Consider the following 19,582-nt stretch of genomic DNA (forward strand, 5'->3'; position numbering starts at 1 on the left):
ACGGAGTAGCGTCCGGACATACGGTCCCGCGAGGGTCCGCAGGCGCGACCACGCGCCCGTCTTGAGGAGGACTCATGAAGCCGATCACCTCGTTGGTGACCCTGGTGGCACTGATCTCGACCGCAGCTCTCGCCGGGTGTGCCCCGCCGGAGGACGACGACACCGGCTCGGCCGCCAGCGCCGACGCTGCCGCGGCCACGTCGGTCGCCGACTTCGGGACCATGGACGACCTGATCTCCGCTGCGCAGGAGGAGGGCGAGCTCAACGTGATCGCCCTGCCGCCCGACTGGGCCAACTACGCCGAGATCATCTCGACCTTCGCGGAAAAATATGACATCAAGGTGAACTCGGCCCAGCCCGACGCGGCCAGCCAGGACGAGATCAACGCGGCCGAGCAGCTCAAGGGCACCGACCGCGCCCCGGACGTCTTCGACCTCGGCCAGTCGGTGGCGCTCGCCAACACCGACCTGTTCGCGCCCTACAAGGTCGAGACCTTCGACTCCATCCCCGAGGAGTTCAAGGACGCCGACGGCACCTTCGTCAACGACTACGGCGGCTTCATGTCGATCGGCTACGACTCGACGGTCGTCCCCGAGATCGACTCCCTCGAGGACCTGCTGGGCCCGGAGTTCAAGGGCAAGGTCGCTCTCAACGGCGACCCGACCCAGGCCGGTGCCGCGTTCAGCGGCGTCGTCATGGCCTCGGTCGCCAACGGCGGCTCCGCCGACGACATCGCCCCCGGCGTGGAGTTCTTCCAGAAGCTGAAGGCCGCGGGCAACTTCCTGCCCGTCGACCCCACCGCCGCGACGATCGAGTCCGGCCAGACCCCGGTCGTCATCGACTGGGACTACCTCAACGCCGCCGAGGCCAGCAAGGTCGAGGGCTGGACGAGCTATGTCCCGGAGGAGGCCCCGATCGCGGGCTACTACTTCCAGGCCATCAACGTTGACGCGCCGCACCCGGCCGCCGCGCGCCTGTGGCAGGAGTTCCTCTACAGCGACGAGGGTCAGAACCTGTGGCTCGCCGGCGGTGCGCGCCCCGTGCGTGCCGACGCGATGGCCGAGGCCGGCACGCTGGACCAGGAGCTCTACGACGCCCTCCCGGAGGTCGCGGGCGAGCCGATCATCCCGAGCAACGAGCAGACCGAGGCGATGGCGGCCTACCTCGCCGACAACTGGGCGAAGGCCATCTCCTGAGCATGACCACGTGCTGACGAGCCCATGACCATCACCGCGCCGCTGGCAGCAGCGGCACCGGACAGCGACCCCGGGAGGGGCCGGCGCCTGAGCGTCGGCCCCTCCCTGGGGCTGTTGCCGTTCCTGGTCTTCATCGGGATCTTCCTGGTGATCCCGACGGTCACCGTCATCGTCGGGGCCTTCCAGAGCGAGGCCGGTGGGTTCTCCCTCGAGAAGGTCCGCGCACTCGGCGAGGAGACCCCGCTGAGAGCGCTGCGCGAGAGCCTCGTGCTCTCCTTCACCTCGGCCCTCGTCGGCGCCGTGCTCGGCGCGCTGCTGGCCTACCTGGTCGTGACCGCGCCCCCCACCAGCATCCTGCGGCGGGCCGTCACCTCCATCTGCGGCGTGCTCGCCCAGTTCGGCGGGGTCACGCTCGCCTTCGCGTGGATCGCCACCCTGGGCTTCTCCGGCCTGCTGACCGACCTGATGGCCGACACGTTCGGCACCGACCCCAACGGCTCGAGCTGGCTCTACGAGCTGCCGGGCCTGATCCTGGTCTACTCCTACTTCCAGATCCCGCTGATGGTGATCGTCTTCCTCCCGGCCCTCGAGGGCCTGCGCCCCCAGTGGCGCGAGGCGGCGGTCAACCTCGGCGCGACGACCCGTCAGTACTGGCTGCAGGTCGCCTTCCCCCTGCTCCGGCCGGCCTTCCTCGGCTCTGCGCTGCTGCTCTTCGCCAACGCGTTCGCCGCCTACGCCACGGCCGCCGCTCTGGTCAGCCAGGGAGCGCCGATCACCCCGCTGCTGATCCGCTCCGCGCTCACCAGCGAGATCGTGCTCGGCCAGGCCAACTTCGGCTTCGCACTCGCGCTCGAGATGATCGTCGTGGTCGCGATCGTGATGGGGCTCTACGCCTGGCTGCTGCGTCGTACGTCGAGGTGGCTCGGGTGATCGGCGCCTGGGTGTGGCGCGTGAGCCGGTGGCTGCTGCTGCTGGCGTTCGCGGCGTTCTTCCTGCTGCCCCTGGTGGCCCTGCTCGACTTCAGCACGACGATCCCGCGCACCGGCGAGCGCACGGGCGCCGCCTGGCAGAGCCTGCTCGAGGACCCACAGATGACCCAGGCGATCAAGACCTCGCTGCTGCTGGCTCTGTTCACCGTCATCGGCATGGTCGTGCTGCTCGTCCCGACGATGATCTGGGTCAAGCTGCGGGTGCCGCGCGCCTCGCGGCTGGTGGAGTTCCTCTGCCTGCTGCCCCTGACGATCCCGGCCCTGGTGGTCGTCGTCGGCATCAAGAACGTCTATGCCTGGGTCACCTACCTGATCGGTGACTCCGCGCTGACGCTCACCTTCATCTACGTCGTCCTGGTGCTGCCCTACGCCTACCGGTCCATCGACGCGGCCCTCTCCTCCATCGATGCCGGGACCCTCTCGGAGGCCGCGCGCTCGCTCGGGGCCGGCTGGTTCACCGTGATCACCCGGGTGATCACGCCCAACATCTGGCCGGGGGTCCTGGGTGGAGCGTTCATCTCGGTGGCGCTCGTCCTGGGTGAGTACACCGTCTCGTCCCTGCTCAACTACGAGACCCTGCCCGTCGTCATCGTGCTGCTCTCCAAGAGCGACGCGCCCCAGTCGATGGCGGCCTCGCTCGCCTCGATTCTGTTCGCCGCCGCCCTGCTGGTGGTGCTGTCGTTCCTCGACCGCCGTCGGCGCACTACGGTCAGAAAGTAGATGTCCGTGACCCAGAGCTCGTCCCACAGCGCGCCCAGCACCGTCTCGCCCGGCCTCGCCGTCGAGATGACGGCGCTGCGGCGCACCTACGGCACCGTCAACGCGCTCGACGGTCTCGACCTGCACCTCGACCCGGGCGAGATGGTGGTCCTGCTCGGTCCCTCAGGCTGCGGCAAGACCACTGCCCTGCGGATCCTCGCCGGCCTGGAGCGTCAGGACGCCGGCACGATCAGCGTCGGTGGCCGCGACCTGACGCACGTGCCCGCCAACAAGCGCGACATGGGCATGGTCTTTCAGGCCTACAGCCTCTTCCCGCACCTCACCGTGCTCGACAACGTCGCCTTCGGACTCAAGCTCCGCGGACGCTCCCGCAAGGACCGTCGTCAGCGCGCCGGCGACATGCTCGACCTCGTCGGCCTGGGGGAGCAGAAGGCGCGCTACGCCCACCAGCTCTCCGGCGGGCAGCAGCAGCGCGTGGCGCTCGCCCGTGCCCTGGCGATCGAGCCCGCGGTGCTGCTGCTCGACGAGCCGCTCTCGGCCCTCGACGCCAAGGTGCGCGTTCAGCTGCGCGACGAGATCCGTCGGGTCCAGAGCGACGTGGGCACCACCACGCTCTTCGTGACCCACGACCAGGAAGAGGCGCTCGCGATCGCCGACCGCGTCGGTGTGATGAACTCCGGACGCCTCGACCAGATCGCGCCGCCCGCCGAGCTCTACTCCAGCCCCGCCACGAGGTTCGTCGGTGAGTTCGTCGGGCTGAGCAACCGGATCCCCGCGCAGGTCGACGGCGAGACGGCTGTCGTGCTCGACGCCCGGCTCCCGGTCCTGCCGGGGTCGGCCGCCGGCGCCGGTCTGGCCCTGGTGCGGCCCGAGTCGGTGTCGGTCGAGCCCGACGAGCACGGCCACGCGACGGTCGTGTCTGTCGCGTTCCTCGGGCCGGTCTCGCGCGCGACCCTCACGCTGGACGACGGCACCCTGGTCATGGCCCAGCTCGCCAGCGCGGCGGCAGGCGGCCTGGTCGTCGGCGGTCGGGTGCGCCTGCGGATCACCCCGTCGCCGGTGCTGGTCGTCGGCGCCTGAGCCACGCAGAGCCGGGCTGCGGGGCCGACGTAGGCTGCCCGGCATGAGTGGCGAGCTCGAGCCCGACCCGGCACGGATGCGTGTCTCCGACGCCCAGCGGCACGAGGTGGCGGAGATCCTGCGGGAGGCCGCCGGCGACGGGCGCATCGACCTCGGCGAGCTCGACGAACGACTCGAGGCGACCTTCGCCGCCAAGACCTACGCCGAGCTGGCGCCGATCACCAGCGACCTCACGCCGGTCGTCGCTCCCGCTCCGTCCGCGCCGGCCATCAGGTCGCCGCAACCGGCCCGCTCCACCGAGCGCCGGGTGGCGATCATGAGCGGCTTCAAACGCTCGGGCACCTGGACGGTGCCCGAGCACCTGACCGTGCTGTGCGTGATGGGCGGGGCCGACCTGGACCTGCGCCAGGCGACGTACGCCGCCGACGAGGTGGTCATCACCGTCAACGCGATCATGGGCGGCGCCTCGATCGTGGTCGGCCCGCACACGCGGGTGATTCTCGAGGGCACCGGCATCATGGGCGACTACTCCGGCCCGTCAGGGCTGGTGGCCGCCGAGCTCGACGACACCTCACCGACCGTGCGGGTCCGCGGGGTCGCGATCTGGGGCGGAGTCTCGGTGGAGCGCAAGCACGGCTGACCCGGAGACCGGACCAGCCGTGCTCGATGCTGTGAGCGGGCCGCTCAGGCGGGTTGCGCCGCAGCCTCTTCCTGCAGGGTGAGCACGCGACCCGCGTTCTCGCGGTCGATCGTGAGGTTCTCCCCGGTGCTGGGGTCGAAGAGGTGCATGGTGGCGGTGTCGACCCAGATCTCGGCCTCGTCGCCCTCGCTCACCTTGCTCGCGGCGTCCAGCGAGATCACCAGCTGCGTGCGCAGCGTCTCGCCGTCGAGGTCTCGCTCGAGCTGCTGGAGCTGCTCCTGGACCTCGGGCGGTGCCTCGAAGGGGATGTAGCCGAAGGCCTCGCTGCCCAGCCACTCCACCACCTCGACCGTGGCCTTGAACGTGGACCCGGACGCCCTCTTGGACTCCTCGACGACCGAGGCGTCCTCGAACGCCTCGGGGCGGATGCCGGCGATGAGCAGTCCGCGACCGGCAGCCTTCTCGGCCTTGTCCGCCGGGATCTCGACGCTGCCGAAGGGCAGCTCCACCGACGTGCCCTCGACGGTGGCCGGCAGGAAGTTCATCGGCGGGGAGCCGATGAAGCCGGCGACGAAGAGGTTGCCCGGGTTGGAGTAGAGCTCGCGTGGCGTCGCCAGCTGCTGCAGGATGCCGCGCTTGAGCACCGCCACGCGGTCGCCCAGCGTCATCGCCTCGGTCTGGTCGTGCGTGACGTAGACGGTGGTGATGCCGAGCTTCTTCTGCAGCCGCGAGATCTCGCTGCGCATCTGGCCGCGCAGCTTGGCGTCCAGGTTGGACAGCGGCTCGTCGAAGAGGAACGCGTCGGCGTCGCGCACGATCGCGCGGCCCATCGCGACCCGCTGGCGCTGGCCTCCGGAGAGGTTGGCCGGCTTGCGGTCGAGGTGCTCGTCGAGCTCGAGGGTCTTCGAGGCCGCACGCACCTTCTCATCGACAGTGGCGTCGTCGGCCTTGGCCAGTCGCAGCGGGAACGCGATGTTCTCGTAGACGGTGAGGTGGGGGTAGAGCGCATAGTTCTGGAAGACCATCGCCAGGTTGCGCTCCCGGGGCGCGAGGTCGTTGACCCGCCTGTCTCCGATCATCATGTCGCCCGAGGTGATGTCCTCGAGCCCCACGATCATCCGCAGCAGCGTCGACTTCCCGCACCCCGACGGCCCGACGAGGATCACGAACTCCCCGTCGGCCACGTCGATGCTGATGTCGTTGACGGCGGGAAAGCCGTCGCCGTACTTCTTGACGATGTTCTTCATCTGGATGGAAGCCACGAGGTCACCCCTTCACCGCGCCGGACGTCAGCCCGGCCACGATCTTGCGCTGGAAAATCAGGACGATGATGACGATCGGGATCGTCGCGATGACGGCTCCCGCGGCCAGCAGCGAGGCCGGCCGGTTGAACGGGTCCGCGCCGACGAAGAACGACAACGACGCCGGGATGGGCCTGGCCGCCTCGGTCGAGGTCAGGGTGATGCCGAAGACGAAGTCGTTCCACGCGAAGAAGAACGTGAGGATCGCCGCGGTAAAGACCCCGGGTGCCGCGAGCGGCACGATCACCTTGCGGAAGGCCTGCCACGACGTGGCGCCGTCGACCTGGGCCGCCTGCTCGAGCTCCCAGGGGATCTCGCGGAAGAAGGCGGCCAGGGTCCAGATCGCCAGCGGCAACGTGAAGGACATGTAGGGGATGATGAGACCCGGCCAGGTGTCGTAGAGGCCGACGGCGCGCCACATGTCGAACAGCGGGCTGACCAGCGCGACCACCGGGAACATCGCGATCGCCAGCGCCGTCGTCAGCACGAGCTTCTTGCCACGGAACTCCAGGCGGGCGATGGCGTACGCCGCCAGGGTCGCGAGGATCACCGACAGCGTGGTCGAGATCAGGCTGATGCCCAGCGAGTTGATGATCGCCCGACGGAACTGGTCGTTGCCCCAGGCGTCGCGGTAGTTGTCGAAGCCGGCGAAGGCCCCGTCTGCGGGGAAGAAGCCCGGGCTGCCGTTGGTGACCGCGACCGCGTCCTTCAAGGACAGCGAGACGATCCACACCACCGGCAGCAGGCACCACACGAGGATCAGGCCGACGCCGACCACGAGTCCGACCCTCTGCTTCATGGCGTTCACTCCTCTCCTCGTGCCTTGGCCAGGTCGACCCGGAACAGCTTGACGATCAGGAACGCCACCAGCAGCACCGAGAGGAACAGCAGGACCGAGAGGGCCGAGCCCATGCCCAGCTGGAACTGCTCGATGGTCTGGCGGTAGACGAGGAACGAGATCGACTCGGTGCCCACGGCCCCGCTGGTCATCACGAAGATGTTGTCGAAGATCCGGTAGGCGTCGAGGGCGCGGAAGAGCACCGCGACCATGATCGCCGCGCGCATGTTGGGCAGGATCACCCGCCACAGCCGCTGCCACCACGTGGCGCCGTCGACCTTGGCGGCCTCGATCATGTCGTCGCTCACCTGGGCCAGGCCCGCGAGCAGCAGCAACGACATGAACGGCGTGGTCTTCCAGATCTCCGAGACCATGATGGCGATGACGGCCGGCGTGGTCTCGCCGAACCAGTTGAACGAGTCGCCGATGCCCGGCAACCAGCCGTTGATGAAGCCGTTCTGGTAGGTGAACGCGAACTGCCAGGCGAAGCCGGAGACCACGGTGATGATGCCGTAGGGGATCAGGATCGAGGTCCGGATGAGGCCCCGGGCGAAGACCACGCGGTGCATCACCATCGCGAAAGCGAAGCCGATGACCAGCTCGATGCCGACCGTGACGACCATGTAGAGCACGGTGACGCCGATGTCGCGCCAGAAGAGGCCGTCGGTCAGTGCCGTGACGTAGTTGTCGATGCCGATGAACGCGCGGTCCTCGGGGGAGGTCAGCGAGTAGGTGTAGAACGACAGGTAGAGCGCGCGCAGGATGGGGAACGCCGTGACCAGCAGCATGATCACCACGGCGGGCGCGACCAGCCGCTGCGCCAGCCGCTGCTCCTGACGGGCCCGGTCGGAGACCTCCGGCCGGTCGGCCTTGCCCGGGGAGGGCTTCTCCCGCTGCTGGTCGTCGCGCACGGGGGGCGCCACGGCGCTCACAGGAGGGCCTCGGAGCGCAGGACCGCACGCAGGTAGTCGGCCGAGTCAGCGGGCGTCGAGTCGGGGTCGACCTCGGTCGGGGAGTGCCACGAGGCCTGGATCGCTCCCGAGATCAGGTTGTAGTAGGCGCTCTTGGGTCGCGGGGCGCCCGACTCGAGGCTCTCCTGGAAGAGCGTCAGCAGGCTGGGGTCGAAGGCGTCGATGAGCTCCTGGTCGTCGTAGACGGACTGGCGCGAGGGCATCAGGCCGTCGTTGACGGCGAGCTGCTTCTGGGCCTCCGGCGACGACACGCACCGTGCGGCCTCGAAGGCGAAATCTTTGTTGTCGGTGAACTCGCCGACCGCGATGTCGATGCCGCCCACGGGCGGCCGCGACTCCTCGCCCTCGACGGTCTGCGGGTAGCGGGCCCAGCCCAGGTCATCGAACTGCTCCTGGGTGAACGCACCGCCGTCGGTGGGCTCGTAGTTCTTGTAGACGAAGGTCCAGTTGGTCATGAACTCACCCGGTCCCTCGAACATGAAGGGAAGGCTGGTGCCCTCGCGCGAGACCGACAGGTCGGGCTGCGCTGCGCCCGAGTCGGCGAGCTCCTGGACGACGGTGGCGGCCGCACGGCCCGCCTCCGAGTCGATCTCGACCTCGGCGTCGCTCCCGGTCTCGGTGGCGGAGACGATCTCGCCTCCAGCGCCGGCGACGAGCGAGTTGATCCAGACCATGTAGGCCTCGTAGCGGTCGGCCTGCACGCCCACGGTGCCGCCCTGGCTCGCAGCGGCATCGATGACCTGCGACCACGTGACCGGCTGGCTCATGTCGAGACCGGCAGCCTCGGCCAGCGATTTGCGGTACCAGAGCACCTGGGTGTTGGCCCACTGCGGTGCGGCGTAGACGCCGTCGTCCCAGCGGACGGTCTCGGCCGGCCCGGAGAGCACGTCGTCGTCGAGGACCTCGGCAGCGAGGTCCTCGGGCCATTGCGCGATCCAGCCGGCGTTGGCGAACTCCGGCACGAAGACCGGGTCGAGGCTCATCAGGTTGGTCTCGGAGTCCGAGGCGGCGAGCCGACGGGCCAGCTGGGTGCGCTGGTCGGTGGCACCGGTCGGCAGCAGCTGGATCTCGATGTCGTAGTCGTCGGTGCTGCACGCGGCGGCCAGCTCGGTGAGCGTGGCCTGTCCGTCGGGGTTGATGTACCAGTTGAGCGTCGGCTTGTCCGAGCCGTTGGAGCACGCGGCCAGGAGGCCGCAGGTGAGCGTCGCGACGGCCACCGCGGCGACCCCACGGGATCGTCGTCGTGCTGGGCGGGATCTGGCGCCCCGCCTCGGAGAGCGTGTCGGGGGTGGCGTCATGACGTCCCTTCCGCATCGGCGCGACCCAGGTCTGAGAGTGGCCTGAGTCACAGGTCTAGTCCTACCAGGGGGGTAGAGCACGTAACCACCAGTGCCCCGTCAGCCGGTCTCCACTAGAGTGACCTGCGTCACTTCACAACGGATCGTCCGGCACGTACCTGCCGGTGAAGGAGCAGAAAATGGCAACAGTCACGTTCAAGAAGGCTCAACGCTGGTTCCCCGGAGCGGACAAGCCCACGGTGCCCGGCATCGACCTCGAGATCCGCGACGGGGAGCTCATGGTCCTCGTCGGCCCCTCCGGCTGTGGCAAGTCCACGACGCTGCGGATGCTGGCCGGGCTCGAGGAGGTCAACGAGGGCAAGATCTTCATCGGTGACAAGGACGTCACCGACCTGCCGCCCAAGGACCGCGACATCGCGATGGTGTTCCAGAACTACGCGCTCTACCCGCACATGAGCGTCGCCGACAACATGGGCTTCGCGCTCAAGATGGCGAAGGTCTCCCCGGAGGAGCGCAAGAGGCGCGTCGCCGAGGCGGCCGAGATCCTCGGTCTGACCGAGTTCCTCGACCGCAAGCCCAAGGCGCTCTCGGGTGGGCAGCGTCAACGCGTCGCCATGGGTCGCGCCATCGTGCGCAGCCCGCAGGTCTTCTGCATGGACGAGCCGCTGTCCAACCTCGACGCCAAGATGCGCGTGCACACCCGCACGGACATCGCCAAGCTCCAGGCGGACCTCGGCGTCACGACCGTCTACGTCACCCACGACCAGGTCGAGGCGATGACGATGGGCGACCGCGTCGCGGTCATGAAGGACGGCGACCTCCAGCAGGTCGACACCCCGCTCAACCTCTACGACAAGCCCGTCAACCTCTTCGTGGCCGGCTTCATCGGCTCTCCGCAGATGAACCTCATCAAGGCGACGGCCAACAACGGCCAGGCGCAGATCGGCCACTACCAGGTGCCGGTCGACCCGACCGCGGCGAAGCGGATGGAAGGCAACATCACTGTCGGTGTCCGGCCCGAGTCCTGGCGCATCGTCAGCGCCGAGGACGGTGGCCTCCCGGTCAAGGTGACGGTCGTCGAGGAGCTGGGTTCCGACGGCTTCGTCTACGGCACCTCCGACGTCGAGGGCACGCCCAACCACATCATCGTGCGGGTCGCGGGTCGTGACACGGTGCACAAGGGCGAGACCATCTATGTCACGACCGACCCGCAGAACGTGCACGTCTTCGACACCGACACGGGGGCGCGCCTCAGCGAGTGACCCCGGCTCAGCGGGCGCGGTCCGCCGTACGACGGATCGCGCTGACGAAGGTCTCGAACAGGTCGGGCGGCACGTCGTGGCCCATGCCGTCGATCAGCAGCAGCTCGGCGCCGGGGATGGCCGCCGCGGTGGCTCGACCGCCGGAGACGTGGACCATCTTGTCGGCGAGCCCGTGCACGACCAGGGCCGGCATCGGCAGGCTGTGCAGGCGTGGGCCGCGGTTGGGCTGGGTGAGGACCGCGAGCATCTGGCGCATGACCCCGCTGGCGCTCACACCGCGGTCGAAGGTCTCCTCGGCCCGCGCCGTGACACGCTCGTCGGTCTGCGGGTAGGCGGGGGAGCCGATCATCTTCCACAGGGCCTCGCTGGAGCTGACGTAGGCGTCACGGCCGGCGCCGCGGTTGGCGAGCAGCGAGAGGATCAGGCCCGGGTGCTGCCAGCCGACGGTGCGCTTGCCGGTGCTCGACATGATGCTGACAAAGGTGAGCACCCGACGCGGCTCGGCGATCGCCATGGTCTGCGCGATCATCCCGCCCATGGAGACGCCCACGACGTGGGCGGCCTCGACGCCGAGGTGGTCCAGGAGGCCGAAGCCGTCCCCGGCCATGTCGACCAGGGTGTAGGGCGGGCGGACCGGGGTGCCCGCGAAGGCCCGCACGAGCGTCGTACGGCGCACGCGGGCGCTGCTGCGGCTCGAGCGGCCGGTGTCGCGGTTGTCGTAGCGGATCACGTAGAAGCCGCGGCGCGCCAGCATCGTGCACAGCTCGGGGTCCCACCAGGTCATCGGCCCGCCGAGCCCCATGACGAGCAGCAGCGGCTCGTCGTCGGGGCTGCCGAAGGTCTGATAGCACAGCTCCATGCCCGGGGAGATCGGGGCGAACAGCTCTCCGGAGACCGCCACCGGAACCTCGACGGGGGTGGTCTCGGGCTGTCGGCGTGCACGTGGGGACATGTCACCGAGTCTCTCTCACGGGTGAGGAGGTGTCTTCCAATGGCCCGGATTTCCCACCTTCCCGTGTTGCGGCCGCGTAACGTCGTCCAGATGAGCACCTCCACGCTGGCCTCCTTCCTCCTGCCGGAGGGCTATGCGAGGCCAGCCCTGGTCGCGGTGGCCCGCGAGGCGAGCCTCGTCACCGAGGTCGGCCGCTACGCGTTGCGCTCGGTCGAGGACCGCCGCACCCGCCGCAGCACGCCCTACACCGGTCGCGGACCCGTGCGCGCCGCCGACCCGGTCATCCTGGTGCCGGGATTCATGGCGGGAGACGCCTCGTTGGCGTTCATGGCGCGAGCGCTGCGGGCCCAGGGCTACCGCACCTACCGCTCGATGATCCGCGCCAACATCGGGTGCACGCTCGACGCCGCAGCCCAGCTGGAGTCGCGCCTGGAGTCGATCGCGATCCGCCGCGGCACGCGCGTGCAGGTCGTCGGCCACAGCCTCGGCGGCATGCTCGCGCGCGGGGTCGCCGTCAGGCGCCCCGACCTGGTGTCGGGGATCATCACGATGGGCAGCCCGATGCTGGCGCCCGGCGCCCACCACCGCGCCCTCACGGCGGGTGTCGACGTGCTCGTGCGGCTCAGCCGGGCCGGCGTGCCGGGCCTGATGTCGGAGGAGTGCGTCGCTGGCAGCTGCGCGCGCCAGAGCTTCGACGAGAGCCGCTCGCCGCTGCCCTACGGCGTCGACTTCACCGCGATCTACTCCAAGCGCGACGGCATCGTCGACTGGCGTGCCTGCATCGACCCCGCGGCGCACGCGATCGAGGTCCGGGCCTCCCACGTCGGGATGGCCGTTGACCCGCGCGTCATCGACCACGTGGTCGGGTCGCTGCGCCGTCAGGCGCAGCCGGCCTCAGTCGAAGTCGATCGCGGAATAACTGCGTAGCTTCTGGAGCCGGTGCTCGCTGGTGATCGAGCGGATCGTGCCGCTGCGCGAGCGCATCACCAGGGAGTGGGTCGTCGCGCCGCCGGAGCGGTAGCGGACGCCCCGCATCAGGTCGCCGTCGGTGATCCCGGTGGCCACGAAGAAGCAGTCGTCGCCCGTGACGAGGTCGTCGGTGTGGAGGACGAAGTCCTTGTCGAGGTTGTGGCCGGCGTCGAGGGCGCGTTGCCGCTCGTCGTCGTCCTGGGGCCACAGCTGGCCCTGGATCACGCCGCCCATGCACTTCATCGCGCACGCGGTGATGATCGCCTCGGGGGTGCCGCCGATGCCGAGCAGCAGGTCGACGCCGCTGTCGGGGCGGGCGGCGGAGATCGCGCCGGCGACGTCGCCGTCGACGATGAACTTGATCCGCGCGCCGGTGGCCCGGATCTCCTCGGCGAGGGCCTCGTGGCGGGGGCGGTCGAGCAGCATGACCGTGACGTCCTCGGGCTTGCTGCCCTTGGCCTTCGCGACCTGGTGGATGTTCTCCGCGACGGGGAAACGGATGTCGACGACGTCGGCGGCCTCGGGACCCGTGGCGAGCTTGTCCATGTAGAACACCGCGGACGGGTCGTACATCGAGCCGCGCGGGGAGACTGCGAGCACGGCGACCGCGTTGGCCATGCCCTTGGCGGTCAGGGTGGTGCCGTCGATCGGGTCGACGGCGACGTCGCACTCCGGACCGGTGCCGTCGCCGACCTTCTCGCCGTTGTAGAGCATCGGCGCGTTGTCCTTCTCGCCCTCGCCGATCACGACGGTGCCGTTCATGCCGATGGTCGAGATCATCACGCGCATCGCGTTGACGGCCACGCCGTCGGCGCCGTTCTTGTCGCCCTTGCCGACCCAGCGGCCGGCGGCCATGGCGGCCGCTTCGGTGACCCGCACCAGCTCGAGCGCGAGGTTGCGGTCGGGGGACTGGGGCGCGACGTCCAGGGTGGGGTCCATGGTCGGCATCGTATCGGTGTCCATCACCTCGGCCGGTCCGCCGCGTAGGTCTGGACCGCCGTCTCCTTGACCGAGAGCCACACCTCACGCCCCGGCGTCAGCCCGAGCTCGGTCGCCGCGCCGGGGGTGACGTCGGCCAGCAGCTCCTGGCGGGTGGGCTCCTGCGTGGCGACCAGCAGCCGTACGGCGTCGCCGTGCGGCGCGACGCTGGCGATCGGGCCGTGCCACTGGTGGCGCGCGGACCCCTCGGGCCGGTGGACCGACACGGTCACGGAGCTGGGGGTGAAGGAGCGGTAGGTCTGCCCCTCGCCCTCGCCCTCGCCCTCCCCGTCACGGATGACATTGAGCCCGACCAGGCGGGCGACGTGCTCGGTGAGCGGGCGGGCCGCGACCTCCTGGGGGCTGCCGGACTGCGCCACGCGACCCTCGTCGACCACCAGCACCCGGTCGGCCAGGGTCAGCGCGTCGATCGCATCGTGGGTCACCAGCAGGGTCACGCCGCGGTAGTCGGCGAGGTGGCGGGCCAGCTCGATCCGCAGGCCGGTGGCGACGCCGACGTCGAGCCCCGCGAACGGCTCGTCGAGCAGCAGCAGCTGGGGATCGGAGGCCAGGGCGCGGGCGATCGCCACGCGCTGGGCCTGTCCGCCGGAGAGCTCGCCGGGCAAGCGCTTGGCCAGGTGCCCGATGGCGAAGCGGTCGAGCCAGCCCTGGGCGACCTGCTCCGCCGCGCGCCGCGGCGTACGACGGGACTGGAGGCCGAAGGCCACGTTGGCCAGGGCGGTGAGGTGGGGGAAGAGGGACCGGTCCTGGAAGACGAAGCCGAGGTGGCGCTCGCGCACGAGGCGCGGCGGGTCGGTCCAGCTCTCGGTGTCGACGGTGACGTGGCCGGTCATCTCGACCAGGCCGGCCAGCGCGCGCAGCAGCGTGGTCTTGCCGGCGCCGTTGGGGCCGATGACGGCGACGACGGAGCCGGGTGGCGCGGTGATGGTGGCGTCGAGACGGTCGGGGACGTGGATCTGGGCTTCGAGGCCGGTCACGGGCCGGGTCACTGGGCGGGTCATGGCGTTGTCAGCCAGCGGTTGCGGAGCGCCGCGAGGATCACGACGGAGGCGAGCAGCAGGATCATGCTCAGCGTGCGCGCGAGCGCGGGATCGCCCTGAAGGGTCGTGTAGATCAGCGACGGCATGGTCTGGGTGGTGCCGGGGTAGTTGCCGGCGAAGGTGATCGTGGCGCCGAACTCGCCCAGCGAGCGGGCCCAGGCCAGGACCGACCCGGCCAGGATGCCGGGCATCGCCAACGGCAGCGTGACGCGACGGAACGTCGTCCACCGGGTGGCGCCCAGGCTGGCGGCGACGACGTCGAAGCGCTCGCCGGAGGAGCGCATCGCGCCCTCGACGCTGAGCACGTAGAACGGCATCGAGACGAAGGTGTGGGCGATGACGACCGCGCCGGTCGTGTAGGGCAGCGTGATGCCGCCGTCGCGGAGCAGGGGGCCGACCAGGCCGTTGCGACCCAGCGCGGTGACCAGGGCGACGCCGGCGACGACCGGCGGCAGGACGAGAGGGACGGCGACGGCGGCGCGCAGGATCGCCCGACCGCGGAAGTCCACGCGGGCCAGCAGCCAGGCCAGCGGCGTGCCGAGCACGATGCAGGCGACCACGGTGGCGCCGGACGCGACCGCGGTGAGTCGCAGGGCCTCGAGCACCGGCTCGCTGCCGAGCTGCTCGAGGAAGGTCGACCACGGGGTGTCGAGCACCAGGGCGACCAGCGGGAGCACGAGCAGTGCTGCTGCGATCGTGGCCGGGACGACCAGGACGGCGGGCGGTCGGCCGAGCGTCTGGCGGGTCGTCGGGTCGCTGCGTCGGGTCATCAGAGGCTGTGTGTCGGGTGATCAGCTGGGCGGGCCGAAGCCGGCGTCGGTGAGGGTCTGCTGGCCGGCTTCGGAGAGGACCAGGTCGACGAACTCCTGCGCGAGGTCGGCCTCCTGCGACTGGACCAACGGGGCGATCGGGTACGAGGTCACCTGCTCGGCGGCGCCGGGGATCTCGACGGTGGAGACGGCGTCGCCGGCGGCGACCGCGTCGGTCGCGTAGACGAAGCCGGCGTCGGCCTCGTCGGTGATGACCTTGGACAGCACCGCCTTGACGTCGACCTCGAGGGAGGAGGGCTCGGCCTCCAGGCCGGTGCTCTCGATCAGGGCCGCGGCGACCTTGCCGCACGGGGCGGTGTCGACGCAGACGACGTAGGTGACGTCGCCGGAGCCCAGGTCGTCGTAGGAGGTGATCCCGGCCGGGTTGTCGGCAGGCAGCGCCAGCACCATGGTGTTGGTCGCGAAGAGCTGTGGGTCGGCGGCCAACGCCTCGCTCGCGTCGTCCATGGTCGCGGTGTCGGCGGTGGCCAGCACGTCGGCGGGCGCGCCACCGAGGGCCTGCTCGGCCAGGGTGGCGGAGGAGTCGAAGGCGAGCTTGACGGTGACCCCTTCGTGCTCGGCCTCGAAGTCCTCGGCGAGCGCGGTGAAGGTGTCGGTGAGCGAGGCCGCCGCGAGCACGGTGATCGTGGTGTCTCCGTCACTCTGCCGCCCGGAGTCCTCGCCCTCGTCGGAGCCGCAGGCCGTGAGGGGCAGGAGGAGGGCGAGCAGGGCGAGGGACCTCCTCACGGTTGTCGTGCTCATCAGGGACGCTCCACGACGACGTTGGTGGACTTGACCGAGGCGACGGCGCGCACCCCGGGGCGGAGGCCGAGCTCGTCGGCCGCCTCGGCACTCATCAGCGACACGACCCGGTAGGGCCCGCAGATCAGGTCGACCTGCGCCATCACGGTGTCCTGCTTGACCCGCACGACGATGCCGGTGAGCCGGTTGCGCGCGCTCACGGCCGCGGCGCGGTCGGGGTCGGGGTCACGTCCGTCGGCCAGGGACTCGGCCAGCTCGGCCAGGTCCTCCCCGGCGATCGTGCTGCGCCCGTCGACGGACGAGGCGGCGACCTTGCCGGCTTCGACCCAGCGCCGCAGCGTGTCGTCGCTGACCCCGAGGATCTCGGCGGCTTCCGCAACTCGGTAGGTAGTCACGGACAGAGCATGCCGTATCTGCGGTGAGGAGACCAGTCAAGATGCCGCAACTGCGGCTGTTAGGCTCGGGGGGGCGCGACCAGGTAGGCGGTGACGAGCAGTGCCAGAAGGGCGCCGACCGCGACGGCGTCAGCCGCCAGGTGGACGAGGGTCGGCACGCGGAGACCATGCGGGACCTGTGACACTGGCCCGGTGAGCGAGAGCGGGACGCCCGGGCGTTACAACAGGTCGGTCGACGGGCTGGTGGCCGCGCTGGTCATCACGGTCGTGGCCGTGCTCGCGTGGGTGGTCTTCCGCGCGCTGACCAGCCAGGACGAGGAGATCGAACCCGGCGCGGTCGACTACCTCGAGACCGTCGAGCTCGCCCAGGACTCCGACATCGAGATCGCCTACCCCGCCGAGCTGCCCGACGGCTGGAAGGCGACCAACGTGACCGTCGTACCGGGGGAGCAGCCGGCGTTCGGCCTGTCGATCCTCACCGACGCGGGCACCTTCGTGGGAGTGCGCCAGGAGGACGAGTCGCTCGACGACCTGCTCGCGACCTACGTCGACGAGGAGCCGGAGAACATCTCCGAGGAGGACGCGCTCTTGGTGGATAGCCCGATCGCCACGACGTGGGAGGGCTACTCCGACGAAGGCGGTGACCTCGCCTATGCCGCCGAGCTCGGCGAGGACCGGCTGCTGGTCTACGGCTCGGCGAGCCAGGCCGATCTGGTGCTGCTGATCGAGTCGCTGACGACGGCCCCGCTCACGCCCTGACGCCTACTCGTCGTCGGCGCCGATGACGGCGTCGAGTCGCGCGCGCGCACCGTCGAGCCAGGTCTGGCAGACCGTGGCGAGCTGCTCGCCGCGCTCCCAGAGCGCGAGGGACTCCTCGAGCGTGGTGCCACCGGTCTCCAGGCGGCGTACGACGTCGAGCAGCTCGTCGCGGGCGGCCTCGTAGGAGGGGGTCTCGTCGGTCATGCGGGCTCGTCTTCCTCGTGCACGGTCGGGGGAGCGGGGTCGGGGTCGGGGGTGGCGGTGGCTGCGGCCGTGGTGATGGTGGCGGCGATGCGGCCGTCGGCGACGCGGACGCTGATCTTCTGCTTCGCAGCGAGGCCGTCCACCGACGTGACGACATGGCCGTCGGCGTCCTGGAGCACGGCGTAGCCGCGTTGGAGGGTTGCGAGCGGGGACAGCGCCCGGGCGCGGGCGCGGTGGTGGCCGATGTCGTCGGCGGCGCGGTCGAGGGCGTGCCGCAGCGTGCGCCGGGCCCGCTCGCGCAGGGCGGTGAGCTCGTCGTCGCGGGCGTCGAGCAGCGAGCGCGGGTCGGCCATCGAGGGGCGCGAGCGCAGCTGGTCGAGGCGGGACTGCTCCTGGTGGATCCGCGCGGCGACCGACTGGCGCATGCGCAGCCGGGCCTGACCGATGCCGGCGAGCTCCTGGTGGACGTCGGGCACGACGAGCTTGGCGGCGTCGGTGGGTGTGGAAGCCCGCACGTCGGCGACCAGGTCGAGCAGCGGGGTGTCGGGTTCGTGCCCGATCGCGGAGACGACTGGCGTGCGGGCCTTGGACACGGCCCGGATCAGCCCCTCGTCGGAGAACGGGAGCAGGTCCTCGACGGCCCCACCACCCCGGGCGATCACGATCACGTCGACGCTCGGGTCGCGGTCGAGCCGGTCGAGCGCCTCCATCACCTCGGCGGCCGACCGGGTGCCCTGCATGGTGGCGTGGCGGACCTCGAAGGCCACCGCCGGCCAGCGACGTCGGGCGTTGTCGAGCACGTCGCGCTCGGCCGCGGAGTTGGGGGCCGTGATGAGCCCGACCTTGCCGGGAAGGAACGGCAGCCGTCGCTTGCGCGCCTGGTCGAAGAGACCCTCGGCGGCGAGGAGCTGGCGCCGCTGCTCGAGACGGGCCAGCAGCTCACCGAGCCCGACCATCCGGATCTCACGTGCATAGAGCGACATCGTGCCGCGCGTCGCGTAGTAGGACGGCTTGGCGTGGATCACGACACTGGCGCCCTCGACGAGCGGCGGGTTGAGGCCGTCGTACATCACGCGCGAGCAGGTCACCGGGACCGAGATGTCGGCCACCGAGTCACGCAGCGTCAGGAACACCGTGCCGACCCCTGGCCGCCGGCTCACCTGCGCCACCTGCCCCTCGACCCACACTGCCCCCAACCGGTCGACCCAGCCGGAGATCGCATTGGCGATCTGCCGCACCGGCGCCGGCGACTGGGGTGAGGTGTCCAGGGCCATGCGGTGACCCTAGGACACCACGGCCGGCGAGGCGCCGTCGCCGGCCCCCGTAGACTCGGGGTCATGAGCACCGACCTCGGCACCCCGCGCCTCCTGCCCACCGACGAGGCGGAGCGAGCGGTCCTGCTGGCCGCGCCGCGGGGCTACTGCGCTGGGGTCGACCGGGCCGTCGTGACGGTCGAGAAGGCGCTCGACCTCTACGGCTCCCCGGTCTACGTGCGCAAGCAGATCGTGCACAACAAGCACGTCGTGGCAGACCTGGAGTCGCGCGGCGCGATCTTCGTGGAGGAGATCGAGGAGGTGCCGGCCGGCGCCACGGTCGTCTTCTCCGCCCACGGCGTGAGCCCCGAGGTGCACCGCCAGGCCGAGGAGCGCGAGCTCAAGACGATCGACGCCACCTGCCCGCTGGTGACCAAGGTCCACCACGAGGCCAAGCGGTTCGCCGAGGACGACTACGACATCCTCCTGATCGGCCACGAGGGCCACGAGGAGGTCGAGGGCACGGCGGGTGAGGCGCCTGACCACATCCAGCTCGTGCAGAGCCCCGCCGACGTGTCGGGCATCGTGGTGCGCGACCCGGCCCGCGTCGCCTGGCTCAGCCAGACCACTCTCTCGGTCGACGAGACCATGGAGACGGTCGCAGCGATCCGGGAGCGCTTCCCGCTGCTGCTCGACCCGCCGAGCGACGACATCTGCTACGCCACCCAGAACCGCCAGCTCGCGGTCAAGGAGATCGCCCGCGACGCCGACCTGCTGATCGTGGTCGGCTCGGGCAACTCCTCCAACTCCGTGCGCCTGGTCGAGGTCGCGCTCGATGCCGGCGCCAAGGCCTCCTACCGCGTCGACGACGCCTCCGAGATCGACGAGACCTGGCTCGAGGGTGTCCGCAACGTCAGCGTGACCTCCGGCGCGAGCGTGCCCGAGGCCCTGGTCGACGGCGTGCTCGCCTACCTCGCCGAGCGCGGCTACCCCGACGCCAAGGCGGTCCACAGCGCCGAGGAGTCGCTGATCTTCTCGCTGCCCAAGGAGCTGCGCCGCGACCTCAAGGCTGCCGGTCGGAGCTGACCGGCTCGCCCATCGACCACGCCCCTCTCGTGAGAAGGTCGGGGCGACGACGGAGACAG

21 protein-coding genes are annotated in these 19,582 nt (G+C 70.5%); 9 read left to right on the forward strand and 12 right to left on the reverse strand.

Annotated features, from left to right (window positions below; all coding sequences use genetic code 11):
• Nucleotides 1-74 precede the first annotated feature (74 nt).
• From BM204_RS12245 to BM204_RS12265, 5 genes are read left to right on the forward strand one after another with little or no spacing between them, the layout of a single operon-like run.
• Nucleotides 75-1,196 (forward strand): ABC transporter substrate-binding protein, encoded by a 1,122-nt coding sequence (locus BM204_RS12245; protein WP_091113688.1) that lies wholly within the window; start codon nt 75-77, stop codon nt 1,194-1,196.
• Between the two features lie 24 nt (nt 1,197-1,220).
• Entirely contained in the window at nt 1,221-2,126 is a 906-nt protein-coding gene (locus BM204_RS12250) for an ABC transporter permease (protein WP_091113690.1), read from the forward strand.
• Nucleotides 2,123-2,905 (forward strand): ABC transporter permease, encoded by a 783-nt coding sequence (locus tag BM204_RS12255; protein ID WP_218031191.1) that lies wholly within the window; start codon nt 2,123-2,125, stop codon nt 2,903-2,905. Before BM204_RS12250 ends, BM204_RS12255 begins: the two co-directional genes overlap by 4 nt.
• 6 nt (nt 2,906-2,911) lie before the next feature.
• On the forward strand, nt 2,912-3,985 hold the full coding sequence (locus BM204_RS12260) for an ABC transporter ATP-binding protein (RefSeq protein ID WP_246166218.1): 1,074 nt from the start codon (nt 2,912-2,914) through the stop codon (nt 3,983-3,985).
• Nucleotides 3,986-4,028: 43 nt separating this feature from the next.
• Nucleotides 4,029-4,625 (forward strand): DUF1707 SHOCT-like domain-containing protein, encoded by a 597-nt coding sequence (locus tag BM204_RS12265; RefSeq protein ID WP_091113695.1) that lies wholly within the window; start codon nt 4,029-4,031, stop codon nt 4,623-4,625.
• Between the two features lie 44 nt (nt 4,626-4,669).
• On the opposite strand, the gene BM204_RS12270 is transcribed toward BM204_RS12265, so the two are convergent.
• The 4 genes from BM204_RS12270 to BM204_RS12285 are packed head-to-tail and all read right to left on the reverse strand — an operon-like array spanning nt 4,670 to nt 8,952.
• Nucleotides 4,670-5,887 (reverse strand): ABC transporter ATP-binding protein, encoded by a 1,218-nt coding sequence (locus BM204_RS12270; protein ID WP_091113697.1) that lies wholly within the window; start codon nt 5,885-5,887, stop codon nt 4,670-4,672.
• A 4-nt stretch (nt 5,888-5,891) separates the two neighbouring features.
• Nucleotides 5,892-6,725, reverse strand: coding sequence for a carbohydrate ABC transporter permease (locus tag BM204_RS12275; protein WP_091113949.1), 834 nt, complete (start codon nt 6,723-6,725; stop codon nt 5,892-5,894).
• Between the two features lie 5 nt (nt 6,726-6,730).
• A complete protein-coding gene (locus tag BM204_RS12280) occupies nt 6,731-7,687 on the reverse strand; it encodes a carbohydrate ABC transporter permease (RefSeq protein WP_246166219.1) in 957 nt (318 codons plus the stop codon).
• A gap of 5 nt (nt 7,688-7,692) precedes the next feature.
• Nucleotides 7,693-8,952 (reverse strand): extracellular solute-binding protein, encoded by a 1,260-nt coding sequence (locus tag BM204_RS12285; RefSeq protein WP_170259132.1) that lies wholly within the window; start codon nt 8,950-8,952, stop codon nt 7,693-7,695.
• 260 nt (nt 8,953-9,212) lie between these two features.
• Here BM204_RS12285 and BM204_RS12290 point away from each other — a divergent pair, with 260 nt between their 5' ends.
• The gene (locus BM204_RS12290) at nt 9,213-10,295 is read left to right on the forward strand and encodes an ABC transporter ATP-binding protein (RefSeq protein ID WP_091113703.1); all 1,083 of its coding nucleotides are present in this window, start codon (nt 9,213-9,215) and stop codon (nt 10,293-10,295) included.
• Between the two features lie 7 nt (nt 10,296-10,302).
• Here BM204_RS12290 and BM204_RS12295 read toward each other — a convergent pair whose 3' ends face one another.
• Nucleotides 10,303-11,247 carry an alpha/beta fold hydrolase gene (locus BM204_RS12295; protein ID WP_170259133.1) on the reverse strand — a complete coding sequence of 315 codons (945 nt, stop codon included), beginning with the start codon at nt 11,245-11,247 and terminating at the stop codon, nt 10,303-10,305.
• 90 nt (nt 11,248-11,337) lie between these two features.
• Here BM204_RS12295 and BM204_RS12300 point away from each other — a divergent pair, with 90 nt between their 5' ends.
• A complete protein-coding gene (locus BM204_RS12300; RefSeq protein ID WP_091113708.1) occupies nt 11,338-12,174 on the forward strand; it encodes a lipase family alpha/beta hydrolase in 837 nt (278 codons plus the stop codon).
• Here the strand turns inward: BM204_RS12300 and glpX are convergent.
• Genes glpX through BM204_RS12325 form a run of 5 tightly spaced genes read right to left on the reverse strand, consistent with a single transcriptional unit; the run spans nt 12,142 to nt 16,221 of the window.
• Nucleotides 12,142-13,155 carry a class II fructose-bisphosphatase gene (gene glpX, locus BM204_RS12305; protein WP_218031192.1) on the reverse strand — a complete coding sequence of 338 codons (1,014 nt, stop codon included), beginning with the start codon at nt 13,153-13,155 and terminating at the stop codon, nt 12,142-12,144. The genes BM204_RS12300 and glpX overlap by 33 nt on opposite strands.
• A 23-nt stretch (nt 13,156-13,178) precedes the next feature.
• A complete protein-coding gene (locus tag BM204_RS12310; RefSeq protein ID WP_218031193.1) occupies nt 13,179-14,192 on the reverse strand; it encodes a sulfate/molybdate ABC transporter ATP-binding protein in 1,014 nt (337 codons plus the stop codon).
• A gap of 20 nt (nt 14,193-14,212) precedes the next feature.
• Complete coding sequence (locus BM204_RS12315) at nt 14,213-15,025, reverse strand: ABC transporter permease (RefSeq protein WP_091113713.1); 813 nt, start codon at nt 15,023-15,025, stop codon at nt 14,213-14,215.
• A 21-nt stretch (nt 15,026-15,046) separates the two neighbouring features.
• Entirely contained in the window at nt 15,047-15,826 is a 780-nt protein-coding gene (gene modA, locus BM204_RS12320; protein ID WP_091113716.1) for a molybdate ABC transporter substrate-binding protein, read from the reverse strand.
• The gene (locus BM204_RS12325) at nt 15,826-16,221 is read right to left on the reverse strand and encodes a TOBE domain-containing protein (protein ID WP_091113718.1); all 396 of its coding nucleotides are present in this window, start codon (nt 16,219-16,221) and stop codon (nt 15,826-15,828) included. Before BM204_RS12325 ends, modA begins: the two co-directional genes overlap by 1 nt.
• Before the next feature lie 192 nt (nt 16,222-16,413).
• On the opposite strand from BM204_RS12325, the gene BM204_RS12330 reads away from it, so the two are divergent.
• Nucleotides 16,414-16,980: a DUF4245 family protein gene (locus BM204_RS12330; RefSeq protein ID WP_170259134.1), complete on the forward strand. Its 567-nt coding sequence runs from the start codon at nt 16,414-16,416 to the stop codon at nt 16,978-16,980.
• Between the two features lie 3 nt (nt 16,981-16,983).
• Here the strand turns inward: BM204_RS12330 and BM204_RS12335 are convergent, their stop codons facing one another.
• On the reverse strand, nt 16,984-17,184 hold the full coding sequence (locus BM204_RS12335) for an exodeoxyribonuclease VII small subunit (protein ID WP_091113721.1): 201 nt from the start codon (nt 17,182-17,184) through the stop codon (nt 16,984-16,986).
• Nucleotides 17,181-18,458 carry an exodeoxyribonuclease VII large subunit gene (gene xseA / locus BM204_RS12340; RefSeq protein WP_091113723.1) on the reverse strand — a complete coding sequence of 426 codons (1,278 nt, stop codon included), beginning with the start codon at nt 18,456-18,458 and terminating at the stop codon, nt 17,181-17,183. Before xseA ends, BM204_RS12335 begins: the two co-directional genes overlap by 4 nt.
• A 63-nt stretch (nt 18,459-18,521) precedes the next feature.
• Between xseA and BM204_RS12345 the strand changes: the two genes are divergently transcribed.
• The gene (locus tag BM204_RS12345) at nt 18,522-19,523 is read left to right on the forward strand and encodes a 4-hydroxy-3-methylbut-2-enyl diphosphate reductase (RefSeq protein WP_091113726.1); all 1,002 of its coding nucleotides are present in this window, start codon (nt 18,522-18,524) and stop codon (nt 19,521-19,523) included.
• Nucleotides 19,524-19,582 lie beyond the last annotated feature (59 nt).

The organism is Nocardioides psychrotolerans (assembly GCF_900113685.1).
Lineage (GTDB): Bacteria > Actinomycetota > Actinomycetes > Propionibacteriales > Nocardioidaceae > Nocardioides > Nocardioides psychrotolerans.

Coding starts and splice junctions, on each gene's coding strand:
- BM204_RS12300 (WP_091113708.1), top strand. CDS start 11,338: ATGAGCACCTCCACGCTGGCCTCCTTCCTCCTGCCGGAGGGCTATGCG.
- BM204_RS12345 (WP_091113726.1), top strand. CDS start 18,522: ATGAGCACCGACCTCGGCACCCCGCGCCTCCTGCCCACCGACGAGGCG.
- modA (WP_091113716.1), bottom strand. CDS start 15,826: ATGAGCACGACAACCGTGAGGAGGTCCCTCGCCCTGCTCGCCCTCCTC.
- BM204_RS12250 (WP_091113690.1), top strand. CDS start 1,221: ATGACCATCACCGCGCCGCTGGCAGCAGCGGCACCGGACAGCGACCCC.
- BM204_RS12245 (WP_091113688.1), top strand. CDS start 75: ATGAAGCCGATCACCTCGTTGGTGACCCTGGTGGCACTGATCTCGACC.
- BM204_RS12315 (WP_091113713.1), bottom strand. CDS start 15,025: ATGACCCGACGCAGCGACCCGACGACCCGCCAGACGCTCGGCCGACCG.
- glpX (WP_218031192.1), bottom strand. CDS start 13,155: ATGGACCCCACCCTGGACGTCGCGCCCCAGTCCCCCGACCGCAACCTC.
- xseA (WP_091113723.1), bottom strand. CDS start 18,458: ATGGCCCTGGACACCTCACCCCAGTCGCCGGCGCCGGTGCGGCAGATC.
- BM204_RS12295 (WP_170259133.1), bottom strand. CDS start 11,247: ATGTCCCCACGTGCACGCCGACAGCCCGAGACCACCCCCGTCGAGGTT.
- BM204_RS12275 (WP_091113949.1), bottom strand. CDS start 6,725: ATGAAGCAGAGGGTCGGACTCGTGGTCGGCGTCGGCCTGATCCTCGTG.
- BM204_RS12335 (WP_091113721.1), bottom strand. CDS start 17,184: ATGACCGACGAGACCCCCTCCTACGAGGCCGCCCGCGACGAGCTGCTC.
- BM204_RS12290 (WP_091113703.1), top strand. CDS start 9,213: ATGGCAACAGTCACGTTCAAGAAGGCTCAACGCTGGTTCCCCGGAGCG.
- BM204_RS12265 (WP_091113695.1), top strand. CDS start 4,029: ATGAGTGGCGAGCTCGAGCCCGACCCGGCACGGATGCGTGTCTCCGAC.